The organism is Pseudoalteromonas porphyrae (assembly GCF_001298125.1).
Classification (GTDB): Bacteria; Pseudomonadota; Gammaproteobacteria; order Enterobacterales; family Alteromonadaceae; genus Pseudoalteromonas; species Pseudoalteromonas neustonica.
This window is the reverse complement of sequence record NZ_LHPH01000001.1, coordinates 425,938-441,817: the sequence shown is the minus strand read 5'-3', so window position 1 is coordinate 441,817 and position 15,880 is coordinate 425,938. Positions and strand designations below refer to the sequence as shown.

Genomic DNA, 15,880 nt, shown 5'->3' with positions numbered 1-15,880 from the left:
AAACGAGGCGATTATGAAACTATTAAAAACAGCATTCTTTTGTTCTTTAGCATTGAGTGCAAGTATTACACTACCAAGCTTAGTGTGTATGTTACCAGGCATTAATGTGGCGACAGCCTACGCAGATGAAATTAAAACAAAGCGTGTACCAGCGCTACGTGAAAAAGTGTATAGCCAATTGGCGCGTGCACAAAAGCTTGCAGATGATGGTGATGCACAAGCGGGTCTTGCTGCACTTGACGACATTAATGAGCGTTCATCAAGTATGAACTCGTATGAAAAGGCCATGATGTACAATTTTTATGGTTTTATTTATTACAACGAGAATGATTTAACCAAAGCGATAGCATCGTTTGAAAAAGTGATTGCTGAGGATGAGATCCCAGAATCTCTTCGTTTAAGTACCAGCTTTAGTTTAGCGCAACTAGCAATGGCAAATAGCGACTACAACAAAACCTTAAACTTTTTAGCGCAGTGGGACACAATCAATACCAAGCCTAAAACAGACGCGTACTATGTGCTTAAATCACAGGCTTATTATCAGTTAAAAGATTATCAAAATGGTATTAATAATATCGAGCATGCAATTGCACTAAGCGATAGTGAAGGGAAAGAGCCAAAAGAAAATTGGCTTGTTTTGCAACGCGCTATGTACTATTCGCTCGGTAATACAGATAAAGTCGTTACAGTATTAGAGCGTATGGTAAAACTGTATAATAAGCCCCAATATTGGGTGCAGCTTGGCGGCATGTATGGTGAAACTGGCAAGGAGAAAGAACAGTTAGCTATTCTTGAAGCTGCCTATCAGCAAGGTTTTTTAACGTCAAAATCAGACCTTCGGCAGTTATCGCAAGTGTATCTATATAATGGCCTCGCTTATAAAGCGGCGAATGTTATGAGTACTGCAATAGATAATGAGATAGTCCAAGCGACAGCAAAAAATTATGCTTTTATCGCAGAAGCCATGATACAAGCAAAAGAAGAAGAAAAATCAATACCTTATTTTAGTAAAGCTGCACAGCAGTCAGATCACGGTAAGTACGAGCAACGTCTAGCAGAGGTGTACGTTAACCTTGAAAAGTATGAAGACGCTGCCGATGCAGCTCGTAAAGCGCTAGAGAAAGGATCACTCGATTTTGAATCTAATGCTTATGTAGCATTAGGTATGGCGCAATACAGTTTACAAAATTTTGATGCATCTATATTGGCGTTTGAACAAGCTGAAAAACATAAAAAATCTCAGCGATTAGCTGAACAATGGATCAAATACGTCAAGCGTGAAAAGCTCCATGCTGAAACCTTACGCACAGCACTGCTTTAATATTGTCGTAATTTAAATGACATAAAGTGGGCTATGAGCTGATCATATCTTGAGTTTATAATCGCAACACCAAAACCGCCTTCGGGCGGTTTTTTTCGTTTTTAACAATTTGTTATATAAGGATAATTGGTTTTTTAGTCAAAAATGCACATTGTCATTTTATGTTTATTAAAGTGTAACCTCGCTGTCATACACCTCCCGTATTGTAGTGCTCGTTCTAAGGCTCAAGTGACCTTAATGCATGGCTTTCGTGCTTTAAAGTGACTTGAGTTTTACTTAATGCGCTAACAAAATAATTAAATACTTTAACGGAGTGAACAATGAAATTATCTGGTTTATTTAAAGTCAGCCTAGTGGCTGCTGCAATGACTCTTGCTGGCTGTGGTGGTGGTGATATTAATGTTACACCTACAACAGTAGATAACAGTGTAGACAATAGTGTAGATAATTCAGGTGGTGGCAATAACGGTGGTGAAACCTTAAATTGCGCTACATACACATTAGATGGAGCTACATTTACAGGTGAAGCTGAAGGTGTTAACTGTATTTACAGTCAAGCATTTGCAAGTAACGCAAAAGAAATTACCAGCTCTTTTGTAATCTCTGCCTTAGGCAATGGCGGCGCACACGTGTTTGAAGGTGCATTATTTATTGGTGATGATGTAGACACATCAACTGGCGCTACAATTGATGGCAATGGTCCTACATTATCAATTGAAGCAGGTTCAACAATTGCTTTTACTAAGCCTGAGAGCTTTATTCGTGTTGCTCGTGGTGCAAATATTGAAGCAATTGGTGAAGTAGATAAGCCAATCATTTTCACCAGTATCAAAGAGGTTGATGGTGATGATTCAACAACAGCACAAATAGGTGACTGGGGTGGCGTTCAGGTAAATGGCCGTGGTCATTCTATTCGTTGTACAGCCGCTGCTGCTGCACAGGATATGTGTAACCACTCTGCAGAAGGCATTGTATCGTACTATGGCGGTAACGATCCGCAAGATAGCAGCGGTATCCTCAAGCACATTGTTATTAAATATGCAGGTTTTGGTGTTGAAGGTGATGAGCTTAACGGTTTAACTCTTAATGCTGTTGGTTCAGGCACAACGATTGATTATGTGCATGTTCATAATGGTTTTGATGATGGTATTGAACTATTTGGTGGTAGCGTTAACCTCAAGCACATTGTTATCACTGATACAGGTGATGATGGTATTGACTGGGATGAAGGCTGGAAAGGGTATGGACAATTCATTCTTGTACGTTCAAATGAATATGGTAATCATGGCTTTGAAACTGATGGTGCAAAGGTTGACCCATTATCAGCAGATGCACAAGATTTAGTGACGAGCGTTTCTAACCCAACAATTGCTAATGCAACTGTTGTAACCACGGGTGACCAAGGCGCAGAAGGGCGTCGAACTGGTGCTGGTATGGAAATGAAAGAGTGGGGCAAAGCACAATTAGCTAACATGTTATTTGTTAACTCTTCGTCAGTAGATGGTGCAGGCTGTTTTGACTTATATAATGAAAAAGACAAATCAGGTGATGCAGGTGTTCATGCCAATGCAAATAATGGCGATATCGCATTTATGAGCTCAATATTTGCGTGTGGTAAGAACTTTGAAGACGTGAATACGCCTTTAACGGGGGCACTAGCAAGTTTTGATGTAAATACTTGGTTTACGGGTGGCGAAAACAACCAGTTGATTGGTTTTGCTGATTTTACAAATGTACTAGGTGCTGATGGTGTTTCAACAGCGGCAACAATTACTGATTCACAGGGTACTGCTGTTGCTACAACAGCTAAAGACATGAGCGAAGTTAACTCTTTCTTTACTAATGCAGGCTACATTGGTGCACTTAAAGACGGTGAATCAAGCGAGTGGGCTGATTTTGTAGCCGCATCTTTACAACGCGCTAGTAATTAATCTAGACCGGCTCTAATTACAAGGCGCTACGGCGCCTTTTTTAAGGGAATTTTAGGTTTAGAGGATATAAATATGAAACATCAAAAGCAGTTTAAAACCAATCTAATAACTTTATCTCTGCTCTCCCTTTTTTCTTCATTTCATTCTTTCGCTGATCAAGCACAAGAAATAATAGATGAAGAAGCAATAGAAGAAGTTGTTGCAACAGGCACACGTCTCAAAGGCAGTGCCAGTGCGGTAATAGATGAGCGTAAAAATCAGGCTTTCGTCGCTGATATAATGGGTTCTGAGCAAATATCGCGAACAGGTGACAGTGACGCCGCTTCGGCACTTCGTCGTGTTACAGGCTTATCATTAGTTAATGATAAGTTTATTTATGTACGTGGATTAGGTGAGCGCTACTCAAGTGTTCGTTTAAATGGCGCAATAGTGCCGAGCCCAGATCTAACGCGAAATGTAATTCCACTTGATATCTTTCCATCAAGTATTATTGAATCCTTGGCTGTTCAAAAGGCTTATTCACCTAATATGCCCGCAGCTTTTGGCGGTGGTGATGTAAATATCAGAACGAAGAGCATACCAAGTGACACTTTGTTTAAAGTTGAAATTGGCGCTAGTTACAAAGATACAAACGACGAAGGCTATACGTATAATGGCGGCAGTGATGATTGGCTAGGTCAAGATGATGGCACGCGAGCATTACCTAGTACAATTAGAACAGCGCTAAATACCTATATTAATGGCCTGTCTGATATCTCATATAGAAACATAAGAGATGTAGAGTCAAAACGTCAAGGCACTGATATTGGTCAAGCCGCTGCGATAGATTTAAATAAAAGTTTAGCAAAAGCATTACCAAGAGATTTTGGCTTGGAAAAAGAAAGCTTAAACCCTGATGCCGGTATTAAAGCTGTTTATGGCGACCGTTTTGATAATTTATTTGGCTTAGGCGGATCTTTTGGTTTTCTAGCATCCGTTGCCTATGAAAATGAATGGTCTAATGCTGAGAAGTTTAGCGCTGTACTGTCTTCTGTTGACGCATCTGAGTCCGCATGTTCAAAAGATGACTTTACGTGTTATTCGGCAACAGAAAAAGAAGTATCGACAAAGCATAATATAAAGTTAAATAGCTCTGTTAATTTAGGTTATAAAATTAAGGGACATGATTTAACCGCTACTTATATGATGTTGCGAGACACTGAAGATGAAGCCTCTGTTGCGTTATATCAAGAACCGTCAAAATCACTAAGTATTGATGCTGGGCAATTACAACGTAGCCACTTAACATCTTTCGAAGAGCGCGAACTTGAGATACTCCAACTTCGCGGTATGCACAACCTAGATTGGGGCTTGCTTGAAGGTGTTGGCGTTGATTGGCAATATACTGATTCAACAGCGACAACGAGTATTCCTGGAGAGCTTACAGTAACGGTTCGTGATGAGTACTTAGATGGTAAATACCAACGCACTTTTTACAATGGTAGCTTAGGCGGTAACCCTTATCTGTATCGATTTGTTGAGTTAGAAGATGATGTCGAAAACTGGGGCGTTAACGTAAACAAAGTTTTCTACTTTGATAACGCAGAAGTTGAGATTGCAGGTGGTGGTTATTTTGTTGAAAAAACACGTGATTACCGTACAGACTTTTTCAATTATCGTTTTAGCCAAACTCAGTCACTCGATTTAGCACAAAGTGAAGACGAAGCACTTTCAATAGGCAGTTATTTTGCTAATGATTCAGTTATTGACTCAACTGGTGTCGAGTTGTTGTTCCAAGAACCAACCGCCGATGATTACTTAGCAGCACAAATGATCGATGCTTATTATGGCTCTTTTGACATAACATTTGCTCAAGATTGGCGTGTAAGTGGTGGTGTACGTTACGAAGACTTCCGCCAAGTTGCGCTCGCTTTTTCTCGTTCAGCATTTGATCCTGCTTTACTTGCTGACAAGTTAAGTGCACAAGCAATAGAGCAAGCAAGTGTGATGGAAGATGAGTTTTTTACATCGTTATCTATGACATATAGCCAAGACTCGTATCAAATTCGTTTTGGTTATGGCAGCACTGTTGTTCGTCCTGATTTACGAGAGTTAAGCCCAGTTCAATTTCAAGACCCGCTTACGGGTTATCGAACACTGGGTAACCCTTACTTAGAATCTAGTTATTTAGATAACTTTGATGCGCGCATCGAATTTTATATGGATAATGGCGATAACTACTCAGTTGGCGCATTCTATAAAGATATTGATAAGCCAATTGAAGCGCTATTAACAGAAAGCGACGGCCGTTTTACTTTGCAGTTTGATAATGCAGACACCGCCTATGTTTACGGTATTGAAGCTGAATGGTTAACAGAGTTACATAGTGATTTACTCGGCGGTGCTTTCTTTACTTCAGGTAATTTAACACTCAGTGATTCAGAAGTTGAAATTGCACAGGAGCAGCGCGGCGATCTGACAAACCTAAAACGACGTATGACTGGCCACTCAAAATATGTTGCTAATTTGCAATTGAATTACGATTCGCATGATGGCATGCATCAAGCATCTGTTATCTACAATGTATTTGGTGATCGTATTTTAGCTGCGGGAGTAAATAACTTTGATGATGCTTACGAGCAACCTTTAAACTCGTTAGACATGGTTTATAGTTATTATCCAACGTTTAATACCACACTGACATTTAAAGCGAAAAATATGTTGGGACAAAGTTTTGAAGTAGAGCAAAATGATGTACTAATTCGTTCTCAAGAAACGCCTAGAGAGTTAAGTGTGAGCTTTAGTTACGAGTTTTAACACTCTCTAATAAACGGCAGTAACAATAAGCTATTATTACCGAGCCCTGCCAAGTGTAGGGCTTTTTATTACTTGTTACTTATGAAATGAATAGTTATACGCGTTATTTTAATAGTGGAAGTTAATTCATGCTGGTGGGCTTAAGTTGATATCAATGTTCTGCTGGCTTGGGGTTACGATGGAGTAAGAACCCAGTCTTTACCGGGTTCTTTATTGCTTTTAGTTACCGCACTTAATGCTAGCGTATAACGGATAACACTGATTTTTGCTACCTGTGCTTTTTAATACCCACTGACTATCATACCAATCATAGTTTGCATAGGCCGATTCATCTTCGCCACACTTTATTGTACTGCCTGTTACCTCTTGCTTATGGCCTCGCTCTTTACAAAACTGATTGCCAGTAAGAGAGCCTACAAACATATTTCTATAACTATTATTAACTCTCACTGTTGGGTTGTTATAAATAACGGTTGATGAGCGGCGAGTTGCCCCTAGTTTTTGTTCAATGCTCGTAGTTGAGCTTGCAAAGGAAGTAAGTGATTCTTCGATGTTGTCATTTGTTTGTGCAAATGCGCTCAAAGAGAACAAGCTGGCAATTATACTACCTAGATAGAGTGCTTTCATGTGATAGGTCCTTTTTTAATAAATTGATACACAATACATCCAATTCCAAAGTGCTCAATAATCATAATTTTTATGTATTTCATTTGTATGAAGCTAGGGCGTGTTGACCTTTGTGGATTGAAATTTGTTCAATCTAGGGGCGATTTAATCGCGGCGCGAGGTTTGTAACCTAGTGGGCTAAGTGAAAATCGAGCAACAAAGAGTTAATCGCCCCTAGGAAGAACCCTTTGGGCAGCGCATGTTTGGCATTTATACTGCGTTATCGCCTATTTATGGGGAGCAACCACACTACACAGGCTCTGCCTTGCCTAAATACCAAACATACGGCTGCAAAATCAATCACGAAAGGTCAACACGCCCTAGGGCGTGTTTAGATTAAGTTACACAATGGTGTAACAACGACATTGAATATGAAAAAATTTTATGTTCTATGAGTAACGCTGGTTTTGCTTTGATCACAGTGCTAGATTATCGGTTCTAAAAATTAAATCTCACGCAATGAATTTTAATTTTTAATGAATTAGGTATCTCTTATGACTCAAACACTGGAACAAACAATGAAAAAAGTAGGCTTGGTTGGTTGGCGCGGCATGGTTGGCTCTGTTTTATTAGAGCGTATGCAACAAGAAAATGATTTTGCACTGATCGACACCACTTTTTTTACCACCTCGCAAACAGGCCAATTAGGTCCTGATCTCGCTGGCAATGCAAAACCACTACTTGATGCAACGGATGTAGATGCCCTTGCCCAAATGGATATTATTATTACCTGCCAGGGGGGAGATTATACCAAAGAGGTATATCCTCAATTACGTGCTACCGGTTGGGATGGTTTTTGGATTGACGCGGCGTCCGCACTTCGCATGGCCGATGACAGTATTATTGTTCTTGATCCAGTAAACAAAGATGTCATAGAGCAAGGGTTAGAACAGGGGGTTAAAACCTTTGTTGGTGGCAACTGCACCGTATCGTTGATGCTATTAGCGCTAGGCGGCTTGTTTGAACAAGACTTGATTGAATGGGTAAGCCCAATGACTTATCAAGCAGCATCCGGTGCAGGTGCTCGTAATATGAAAGAGCTAATAGCACAAATGGGCTCTATTCATGCGTCTGTTGCTGATAAGTTAGCTGATCCACAAGCCGCTATTTTAGAAATAGATAAACTAGTGACAGAGCAAATTGCTGCAAGCGATTTACCGCAAGAGCAATTTGGAGTCCCCCTTGCTGGCAGCTTAATTCCATGGATTGATGTGCCTATGCCAAGTGGTCAATCCAAAGAAGAGTGGAAAGCGCAGGTTGAAGCGAACAAAATTTTAGGTTCATCTAAGCAACCAGTTCCCGTTGATGGTTTATGTGTGAGGATCGGTGCGATGCGTTGCCATTCTCAAGCGATGACTATTAAGCTGCGTGAAGATATCAGTGTAGAGAAAATTGAACAGATTTTAGCATCACATAATGAATGGGTTAAAGTGATCCCAAATGAACGCGATATTACAGCAACTGATTTAACACCGGTTAAAGTGACAGGCACGCTTAGCATTCCAATTGGGCGTATTCGCAAACTAACGATGGGCCCTGAATATATAAGCGCGTTTACAGTGGGCGACCAGTTATTATGGGGCGCTGCAGAGCCGCTTCGCCGTATGCTACGTATTATAGTTGCAGGTAATAACGCGTAGACATTAAATATCTATTAATATTAAAAGGGCGGATATTACCGCCCTTTTTTATTGCCAATTTAGTTTATTTAAAAACGGTAGTTAACACCTAAGTTTACGGTAGTACCGATCCCTTTGACATTAAACGCTCTAAACGTTAAAGCTTGTGAACGGGCAGGGAAGTAATCTTTATTAAGTAAGTTTTCAACACCTGCAAACACCGACCATTGATCAAAATCGTAACTGCCGCTTAAGTTAACAATGCCATAGCCATTTACAGGCCCCTCATCGCCGGTGTAAACGCCTTTATCATTTTTTTCAAAACGATCTCGGTCGCTAACATGAATATAATGAACTGACATTCTTGCCTGCGTAGTTGGCTGCCAATTTAATGCAAGTGTGCCTTTAGGCGCAGATACTTCACGTGCTCCTAAATAATTGCCTGTATTGCTGTGCTTGCCTTCAACGTAACCATACGTTGCAGCTAAATCCCATTGGTCATTGAACGTGTAGTTAAGTACCCCTTCATAGCCCCAAATTTTTTGTGGTGCGCGTTGTGTTATATAAATCCCTGTTTTTGGATCCTGTACGCTGCGTGACCCTAAATCTGAAAAACTTTTATAAGCGGATAACTCAAATCTAAATTGTTCGAACTCGCTGACAAAACCGACTTCATAGTTATCTATTATCGCCGCTTCAGTTTGGATAAGTGCAATGTCTTGTACTGTTGCTGAGCGTAATAAAGCACCTAAATCAGGAATGTTAGCACCTTGCGAATAGCTTACGTAAGGTGTAAACGCTTGGTTTGCATTATAACGAAAACCAACATTAAACGTTGTTGCGGTAAACTCAATGGTTCCGCCTTTTACAGCTTTGGGAACAGAGCATTGATCAGCGCTTCTACATAGCTTTAATGTATTGTAATCATTTACTTCAATATCCATATTTTCATAGCGAAGCCCAGCTTTGACAATAAAGTCATCTTGAATAACCCACTTGCTTTGTAAGAAACCAGCAACATTAACCATGTCCATTTCTGGTACCCAAAGTCGACCATCAACCATTGGTTGAGAAGTGGTATCATTGAGGATATCAACGCCGTAAATAAAGGTCGCTTCAACATTATCCCAATCAGCTAACGTATTAAATACTGAGCGTAATCCCTGTTTTTCTGACTTAATTAACGACTGTCCACCTGCTAGGTTTAAATCAGGGTTTGCTAAAACCGTTGAGTAAAAAAATACATTTTCGATGGATTGTTTATACACATCTAAATTGAATGCGGTATTACTAAAAATCTCTGCATCAGTGTATTTTATCTGTAAATTATGATTACCACGTGGCCCTTGTGGCGCTGCATTAAATGGTGTGCTTACAGCGTCTTTTATTGCGTAGGTTTTTTCACCTTTATTGATATCACCAATAACATCAACCCATGCAGAATCTTGTTGCGATTCAAAATAGTTGTAGGTCATTTGCAGTGATTTATCAGCATCAAAGTCATAACTTAGTTTAGTGAAGAAATTACGCGACTTTGCTTCAGATAATCCATATTGTGTACCGAGTGCATCACCTTCAGCGTCTCTTAATACGCCATTATTTTCAATACCTAAGCTGACAATATAGCTAAAGTCATCAATTTCACCTGATGCGGTTGTCGTTACTTTTAAACCGGCAGAGTCATCAAGTTTTACCGCACTAAATTGTGTAGATGCAGTCGTATTTAAACTAAACTTACTGTTTGTTGCAGGCTTTTTAGTGATGTAGTTAATGATACCTCCCGCAGCACCATTACCATAAATAGAGGTCGCACCTTGAATAACTTCAATTCGTTCAATGACATGAGGATCTAATGAACGCATTCCTAAAGACCCATTTCTAAGTGGTGTTGATTGCGGGACACCGTCAATCATAACAAGTGCTGCACGGCCACGTAATGTTTGTGCAAAGTTACTTGATGTTCCACTGCTTGAGGCAATGCCGGGTACATACATTGCTAATATACTTTGCAGATCAGTGGTTACTTTAAGTTGTGCTGCAAGTTCTTTTTGGCCAATAATTGTTACCGATGATGGAATTTCATCAATACTTTCAGCGATACGGCTACCGGTAACTAAAATACGTTCTAAGTCTTGTGGTTCATCGTTGGCGGTTACTTGAGCTGAAATTATAAGTGCTAGGATGCTAAGGTTGGTTTTGATCATATTCTTAAAAATGCGCAATATAAAAATGGAACGTAATAATAAGCTAATTGGAAATGATTCGCAATTGAGCTCCTCTTTGAGGTTGTGCACGCTTCTAAAATGATTTTATGGTTTTAAAGTGTAATGACACTGCATTTAAGAAGTGTCATTACACGAAGAGTTACATTTTCCTTTCACTAAGCAATGTCTTTAACTCACTTAATTGTGTTTTTAATTCGTTTATTTGCCCTTGTGTTGCTGGCATATCATTAATGTTTGTTTGCTCTTCACGCGCATTGCGGTGCTCCTCAGACATTACCTCTAAAATAGCGCCTACCATCATGTTCAAAAACACAAAAGCGGTCAAAAATATAAATGTAAGGTAATAGATCCAGCTTAGCTTATACACGGCCATGGTTTCATACATGACGTCGGTCCAGTCTTCAAATGTTGCCACTCTGAACAGAGTAAGCATCGAAATAGACACATCCCCCCATAAAACAGGGTTTATTTCAGAAAATAACATACTTCCTGTTGCTGCATAGATATAAAAAATAACAAACATTAGAAGGGCGATATAGCCCATTTGTGGGATAGCTTTAAGCAGAGAATTAACTAATAAACGCAGTTCAGGAACCATTGATACCAGGCGTAGAACGCGAAAAATACGTAGCAACCGTGCTATAAATACACTTGAGCCTGCAGCAGGGTATAAACTGCCTACGACTACTATTAAATCAAAGATGTTCCACCCTTTGGAAAAAAAGTCTTTGATGCCTTTACTCGCGATATAACGAATGATCAACTCAATCAAGAAAAAGACGGTGATGCCAATATCCATCCAATGTAAAAAAAACTCAACCGTTGGATGTAGTGAGTAAGTATGTGCGCCTACTGTTAATGCAGAAATTATAATAACTACAATAACAAATGATTGAAATATTTTACTTTTATCGATACGCTGGAACAGCTCGTGTAACTGCGACAACATCATAATTATCCCTTAACGGTTATAAATAAAAACGAGTGCAATATACAGCAAAATAGTCATGGATGAATTACTTTTCCGGTTTTAAATGTAAGGAATTTTTAATGCTTTTCAATATGCTAAAGCTCGCTATAAGTGCGATGCTAGTGGTTTTTTTAACCGCATGTAGCTCAAATTCACGTTACCATGAAATTCAATCTGCACGGTTAGGTGAATGTAATTATATGGCTGATAAAGAGTATCATGAGTGCATAAAGCGCCAAGAAGATGGCTACGATGAGTTTAAAAAGCAACGAGCAGAGCAGCAAGCGACTAAAAATGACTAAAACACAAAAGCAATTCGATAAAGTACTGCGTGTCAATTTAACGCGAGCTTGTGAAGAAATTAAAGATGAACTAAGTGAATTTAGTTGGCTAACTCATGAGATAGATTTAAGTAAACCAACTACATCACTTAAATTAAGCTGTTACTTTAAAGATCAATTAGCGCTTGAGCAAGCAACGAAAAATCAAGATACTCAATTAGTTAAAAATATAATAAGTAAAAAACTTGCAAGCATTGATTTAACAGTCAAAAAATTTATATTTAGCGCTGACAATATTTAGGATTATGATGTTTTCTAATTTAACGAATAAACAAAAGCAGCGTGGGCTGCTCATATTAGCAGGTTTATTTTTTATATTTGGGCTTTATCAGCTTCAACAACCCGTAGGTGCAAATCATGTGCTAAGCAATGGCTTTGTAGTGGCCATAGCGTTCTGGGCGTTTTCACGACGTTATAGTCAGCAGTTTTTAGAAAAAAATATGGTTACAGCGGCTATTACACGTGAAGGCAATGAGTTAATCATTAAACAAAGTATGGTAAATAAACTATCTCGGCTTGATATCCCCCGTATTAGCAAAATAACAATTGGTGACAATTACTTAAGTTGTATATTGGATGGCAATGGTCAAGGTTTTGATTTTCAATTAGTGGGTAAAGCGTGCGAGCTCAAAACACATATGTGCTCAATTTTAGCAGCTAATGAGCAGCAAACTATTCAAATCACTCTTGTTTAATTTGGTATTGCGATCACATAAGGCTATAATTCTACAAAATAGTAATAGAGATCAATAATGACTGTTCCTACTCGTTCACAAATTACCCTTGGCAGCGAAGTTAATATCGTTTTAAAAGAAGATCAGCGTAGTGGCACATTGACCCAAGGTGTTGTTGAGCGCCTACTCACTAAATCACCTAACCATCCTCATGGTATTAAAGTTCGTTTAGAGGATGGACAAGTAGGACGAGTGAAAGAGATATTGTCATGAGTGTACTTACCCCCGCTGAATTTTGGCAATTGGTTACCGTAGAAGATAAAACCGCTGAGCCAGAGTCAGTGAGCGAGCGCTTAAAAAACTTACTTACAGATTTAGACGACGATCAGTTAATTGAATTCGATAAGCAATTTAGTCTCTGTATGCGACAAAGTTTTACGTGGGAGTTATTTGGCGCAGCGTTTGTAATGGCAGGCTGTAACGATGAGTATGGTTTTTCAGAGTTTCGCTGTTGGTTAATATCTCGTGGCGAAGCTGCTTTTAACGCCGCCCTCGACAATGCAGATTCATTGGCTGATTGCACGCCTGTATACTATTTAAACGAGCAACCTTACCCCTATTTAGATGAGTATGATCTTATTGCAGGATTACTGTACGAAGAGCGCAATGAAGATGAATTACCTTTTGCTCCATCAGGGCAAGAACAGCCTAAAGGTAAACGCTTTAAAGACAAAGCTAAGTTTTTAAAACTCGCGTATCCGCAATTATTTGCTAAATATTGGCAATAATTTTAACTATAAAAAGTAAACAACGATTCATTATAGGTTTGTTTAATTTTAATAGACATTGCATGCTATGCTGTAAATACAAACCACTCTAAGTCAGGTATTTAATGGGCTATCGTAAAATATTACTGTGTTTCGTGTTTGTTTTTTTTAGCACTACAATCAGTGCTAAAACTGAACTACCAAGCAATAAAAGTCAGTTTATTAGTTTGTTAAACACTAAAGTAGGTACGTATAAGTTAGTTTCAGGCAGCGCGAGTGTGTGCACTGATGGGCAATTATCATGGTTTGATAAAAGCGCGCCAAGCCTAGGGTTTAAACTAGGTGAAGGGATTGTTTTTACCGCCTTGCATCATGGAACGCAAACGAATAAAACGGCAAACTTTTGTTTAGTGACGACTAAATACAAATACACAACGCAAAGAGTTACGCTATCGCTGCGCCATACTCGCTGTGAAAATCAGGCTGATAATTTAGATACGAGCCAAATGCTGCATTTCATCTCGCCTACGCGTATTCAATACAGTGTTGAAAATACCAATGTACGCTGTGAGTTTGAGCGCCAGCCATAATACCAATTTTATTAAAAACGTGATCATTCTAGCAAATTAAGTAACTCACTAACTACGTTAAAAATTACTTATATAGAACAACTACATATCATAATTTTGCCTTGTTCTAACCTTTTATAAGTTACAGCTTATTTTTGGCAAATGTAGCCAGCGAGTAGTGTATTGTGGAGATAAAAATTCACGTTTCATATGCCACGCTTGGCTTTGTTGCTGACTTGCCAAAGCAAGCGTATTGCTGCCATAACGCGCATTTACAGAATCCAAACATTTCATTAGTTTAATGTTATTTTTATTCGGCGTAAAAAGATCTGATTGCTGAAATTGCTGTGAACTAAGCTCTAATGCTCCCACGCCACACTTATAAAAGCGAACATTTTGTTGGTATAATTGTGCAAAAACCTCGCTAATTGCATTGGCAAATACACAGCTATCAGCGCTAGATGTGGGCAGCTCATACACTAATGATTTTTTATAAGCGTTTAGTTCATGTGGGGAGCTTGCCACAAATAATAATAAGCGTTTAGTTAAAGAGCGTTGCAGACGCAATTTTCGAGCAACAATAGTACAATGGTTTATCAAGGCTGTTTTTAATACCGTTGGATCTGTTAAACGTTCACCAAAGCTACGAGTCGAAAAAATCTCACGTTTATCTTGGCGTACTTCATCCCACTCTAAACAGGTTCGGCCGTTTAGTTCATCCACAGTACGAGCCAGTACTACATTAAATAAGCGTTTCATTTGCAGTGGATCTTGTTTTGCCAAATCAAGTGCACTGTTAATATGAAGTTGCTTTAACTTTTTGGCTAAACGTTTGCCCACTCCCCATATATCAGCGACATCCATCGCAGCTAAAATACGCAGTCGCGCTTGTTCGTTATCAATGACAGCAACCCCGTTAAAACCCTTAAGCTTTTTAGCTGCATGATTTGCTGCTTTGGCCAAAGTGGGCGTTGAGCCAAAGCCGACCCCCACAGGTAATTTAGTTTCACGCCATACTGTACGGCGGATCAAGTGTCCGTACTGATGCCAATCATTAATTAAAGGAGTAAAACCGGTAAAATGTAAAAATGACTCATCAATTGAATATATATATTGTTTATCACAAAAACGACTGATCACATTCATCATTCTATCGCTTAAATCTGCGTATAACTCATAGTTAGATGAACGAACGATTACTTTATGCTTAGCCAATAAATGCTTAACTTTAAAATAAGGTTGGAATTTAGGAATATTTAAACGCCGTGCTATAGGGCAAATAGCGCACACGCAGCCATCATTATTAGTAAGTACTACCACCGGTTTTGAACGAATTGCGGGATCAAATACTTTTTCTGCACTGGCATAAAATGCTACAGCATCCACTAAGGCGTACATTGGTGTAGCTCAGGACTTGGACGATGTAATCGAATAGAGCGAGTGACAACACCTTCTAATTGAAATTCATCGGCATCACTTAGTTGCACAGGTGAATATAAAGCTGAGGCTGAGAGTAAGCGGGCATTAGTTTTGTCTAATAGCTTACATACAAATAAGCCATTTAAATTAGCCACAATAACGTCCCCATTTTTGGCTTCTTCAGCGCGATCCACAAGCAATAAGTCACCATCAAAAATGCCAACGCCTTGCATTGACTCCCCAGAAGCCACACCGATAAATGTCGCATCGGGATGTTTAATTAATAATTGATCCAAAGATAAACCAAGTTCTTTATATTGGGCGGCTGGCGATTCAAACCCGCATACGCCCGCTTCGATATATATAGGAATGACATGCATAGATAAAAACACATTATACTGTATGTTTATACAGTATAATGTAAAGTTAGCTAAAAAGCCAAGCAGGGGGTGACAGTAAATTAATTACTAAAACTTAAATACATGATTTTTATGTTTATTATTTTTTTCTTTCTAAAGTCTAGCTGTGTCTTTTCATCAATATAGAGAAACCATTATTTATAGTGAAATATTCAGCCAGACA

General features: G+C 39.0%; 15 protein-coding genes. 10 read left to right on the top strand and 5 right to left on the bottom strand.

From position 1 onward, the window contains the following. The first annotated feature begins 13 nt into the window (after nt 1-13). The 3 genes from ADS77_RS01785 (at nt 14) to ADS77_RS01775 (ending at nt 6,048) form a co-directional block, all read left to right on the top strand. Entirely contained in the window at nt 14-1,321 is a 1,308-nt protein-coding gene (locus ADS77_RS01785) for a tetratricopeptide repeat protein (RefSeq protein ID WP_054452652.1), read from the top strand. Nucleotides 1,322-1,641: 320 nt separating this feature from the next. Then, nucleotides 1,642-3,252 (top strand): hypothetical protein, encoded by a 1,611-nt coding sequence (locus ADS77_RS01780; RefSeq protein WP_054203708.1) that lies wholly within the window; start codon nt 1,642-1,644, stop codon nt 3,250-3,252. 72 nt (nt 3,253-3,324) lie between these two features. Beyond that, a complete protein-coding gene (locus tag ADS77_RS01775; RefSeq protein ID WP_054203707.1) occupies nt 3,325-6,048 on the top strand; it encodes a TonB-dependent receptor domain-containing protein in 2,724 nt (907 codons plus the stop codon). A gap of 219 nt (nt 6,049-6,267) precedes the next feature. Here the strand turns inward: ADS77_RS01775 and ADS77_RS01770 are convergent, their stop codons facing one another. Then, the gene (locus ADS77_RS01770) at nt 6,268-6,675 is read right to left on the bottom strand and encodes a hypothetical protein (protein WP_054203706.1); all 408 of its coding nucleotides are present in this window, start codon (nt 6,673-6,675) and stop codon (nt 6,268-6,270) included. A 533-nt stretch (nt 6,676-7,208) separates the two neighbouring features. On the opposite strand from ADS77_RS01770, the gene asd reads away from it, so the two are divergent. Next, a complete protein-coding gene (gene asd / locus ADS77_RS01765) occupies nt 7,209-8,354 on the top strand; it encodes an aspartate-semialdehyde dehydrogenase (RefSeq protein ID WP_054203705.1) in 1,146 nt (381 codons plus the stop codon). 68 nt (nt 8,355-8,422) lie between these two features. Here asd and ADS77_RS01760 read toward each other — a convergent pair whose 3' ends face one another. Both ADS77_RS01760 and ADS77_RS01755 read right to left on the bottom strand, forming a co-directional pair. Beyond that, complete coding sequence (locus ADS77_RS01760; protein WP_054452650.1) at nt 8,423-10,537, bottom strand: TonB-dependent receptor; 2,115 nt, start codon at nt 10,535-10,537, stop codon at nt 8,423-8,425. 160 nt (nt 10,538-10,697) lie between these two features. Continuing rightward, the gene (locus tag ADS77_RS01755) at nt 10,698-11,507 is read right to left on the bottom strand and encodes an ion transporter (protein ID WP_170172978.1); all 810 of its coding nucleotides are present in this window, start codon (nt 11,505-11,507) and stop codon (nt 10,698-10,700) included. A 101-nt stretch (nt 11,508-11,608) separates the two neighbouring features. Here ADS77_RS01755 and ADS77_RS01750 point away from each other — a divergent pair, with 101 nt between their 5' ends. From ADS77_RS01750 to ADS77_RS01725, 6 genes are all read left to right on the top strand, one after another. Continuing rightward, complete coding sequence (locus ADS77_RS01750; RefSeq protein WP_054203702.1) at nt 11,609-11,830, top strand: hypothetical protein; 222 nt, start codon at nt 11,609-11,611, stop codon at nt 11,828-11,830. Further along, entirely contained in the window at nt 11,823-12,110 is a 288-nt protein-coding gene (locus ADS77_RS01745) for a hypothetical protein (protein WP_054203701.1), read from the top strand. Before ADS77_RS01750 ends, ADS77_RS01745 begins: the two co-directional genes overlap by 8 nt. A 7-nt stretch (nt 12,111-12,117) precedes the next feature. Further along, nucleotides 12,118-12,564, top strand: a complete 447-nt coding sequence (locus ADS77_RS01740; protein WP_054452647.1) for a hypothetical protein — start codon at nt 12,118-12,120, stop codon at nt 12,562-12,564. A gap of 57 nt (nt 12,565-12,621) precedes the next feature. Continuing rightward, nucleotides 12,622-12,816, top strand: a complete 195-nt coding sequence (locus ADS77_RS01735; RefSeq protein WP_054452644.1) for a YwbE family protein — start codon at nt 12,622-12,624, stop codon at nt 12,814-12,816. Next, nucleotides 12,813-13,331 (top strand): DUF4240 domain-containing protein, encoded by a 519-nt coding sequence (locus tag ADS77_RS01730; RefSeq protein ID WP_054452641.1) that lies wholly within the window; start codon nt 12,813-12,815, stop codon nt 13,329-13,331. Before ADS77_RS01735 ends, ADS77_RS01730 begins: the two co-directional genes overlap by 4 nt. A 104-nt stretch (nt 13,332-13,435) precedes the next feature. After that, nucleotides 13,436-13,900, top strand: a complete 465-nt coding sequence (locus ADS77_RS01725; protein ID WP_054203697.1) for a hypothetical protein — start codon at nt 13,436-13,438, stop codon at nt 13,898-13,900. Between the two features lie 114 nt (nt 13,901-14,014). Here ADS77_RS01725 and ADS77_RS01720 read toward each other — a convergent pair whose 3' ends face one another. Both ADS77_RS01720 and ADS77_RS01715 read right to left on the bottom strand, forming a co-directional pair. Then, complete coding sequence (locus tag ADS77_RS01720; protein ID WP_054452640.1) at nt 14,015-15,277, bottom strand: Y-family DNA polymerase; 1,263 nt, start codon at nt 15,275-15,277, stop codon at nt 14,015-14,017. After that, a complete protein-coding gene (locus tag ADS77_RS01715; protein WP_054203695.1) occupies nt 15,265-15,678 on the bottom strand; it encodes a LexA family protein in 414 nt (137 codons plus the stop codon). Before ADS77_RS01715 ends, ADS77_RS01720 begins: the two co-directional genes overlap by 13 nt. Nucleotides 15,679-15,880: the final 202 nt, after the last annotated feature.

Coding starts and splice junctions, on each gene's coding strand:
- ADS77_RS01780 (WP_054203708.1), top strand. CDS start 1,642: ATGAAATTATCTGGTTTATTTAAAGTCAGCCTAGTGGCTGCTGCAATG.
- ADS77_RS01770 (WP_054203706.1), bottom strand. CDS start 6,675: ATGAAAGCACTCTATCTAGGTAGTATAATTGCCAGCTTGTTCTCTTTG.
- ADS77_RS01735 (WP_054452644.1), top strand. CDS start 12,622: ATGACTGTTCCTACTCGTTCACAAATTACCCTTGGCAGCGAAGTTAAT.
- ADS77_RS01740 (WP_054452647.1), top strand. CDS start 12,118: ATGTTTTCTAATTTAACGAATAAACAAAAGCAGCGTGGGCTGCTCATA.
- ADS77_RS01775 (WP_054203707.1), top strand. CDS start 3,325: ATGAAACATCAAAAGCAGTTTAAAACCAATCTAATAACTTTATCTCTG.
- ADS77_RS01745 (WP_054203701.1), top strand. CDS start 11,823: ATGACTAAAACACAAAAGCAATTCGATAAAGTACTGCGTGTCAATTTA.
- ADS77_RS01715 (WP_054203695.1), bottom strand. CDS start 15,678: ATGCATGTCATTCCTATATATATCGAAGCGGGCGTATGCGGGTTTGAA.
- ADS77_RS01750 (WP_054203702.1), top strand. CDS start 11,609: ATGCTTTTCAATATGCTAAAGCTCGCTATAAGTGCGATGCTAGTGGTT.
- asd (WP_054203705.1), top strand. CDS start 7,209: ATGACTCAAACACTGGAACAAACAATGAAAAAAGTAGGCTTGGTTGGT.
- ADS77_RS01730 (WP_054452641.1), top strand. CDS start 12,813: ATGAGTGTACTTACCCCCGCTGAATTTTGGCAATTGGTTACCGTAGAA.
- ADS77_RS01755 (WP_170172978.1), bottom strand. CDS start 11,507: ATGTTGTCGCAGTTACACGAGCTGTTCCAGCGTATCGATAAAAGTAAA.
- ADS77_RS01785 (WP_054452652.1), top strand. CDS start 14: ATGAAACTATTAAAAACAGCATTCTTTTGTTCTTTAGCATTGAGTGCA.
- ADS77_RS01720 (WP_054452640.1), bottom strand. CDS start 15,277: ATGTACGCCTTAGTGGATGCTGTAGCATTTTATGCCAGTGCAGAAAAA.
- ADS77_RS01760 (WP_054452650.1), bottom strand. CDS start 10,537: ATGATCAAAACCAACCTTAGCATCCTAGCACTTATAATTTCAGCTCAA.
- ADS77_RS01725 (WP_054203697.1), top strand. CDS start 13,436: ATGGGCTATCGTAAAATATTACTGTGTTTCGTGTTTGTTTTTTTTAGC.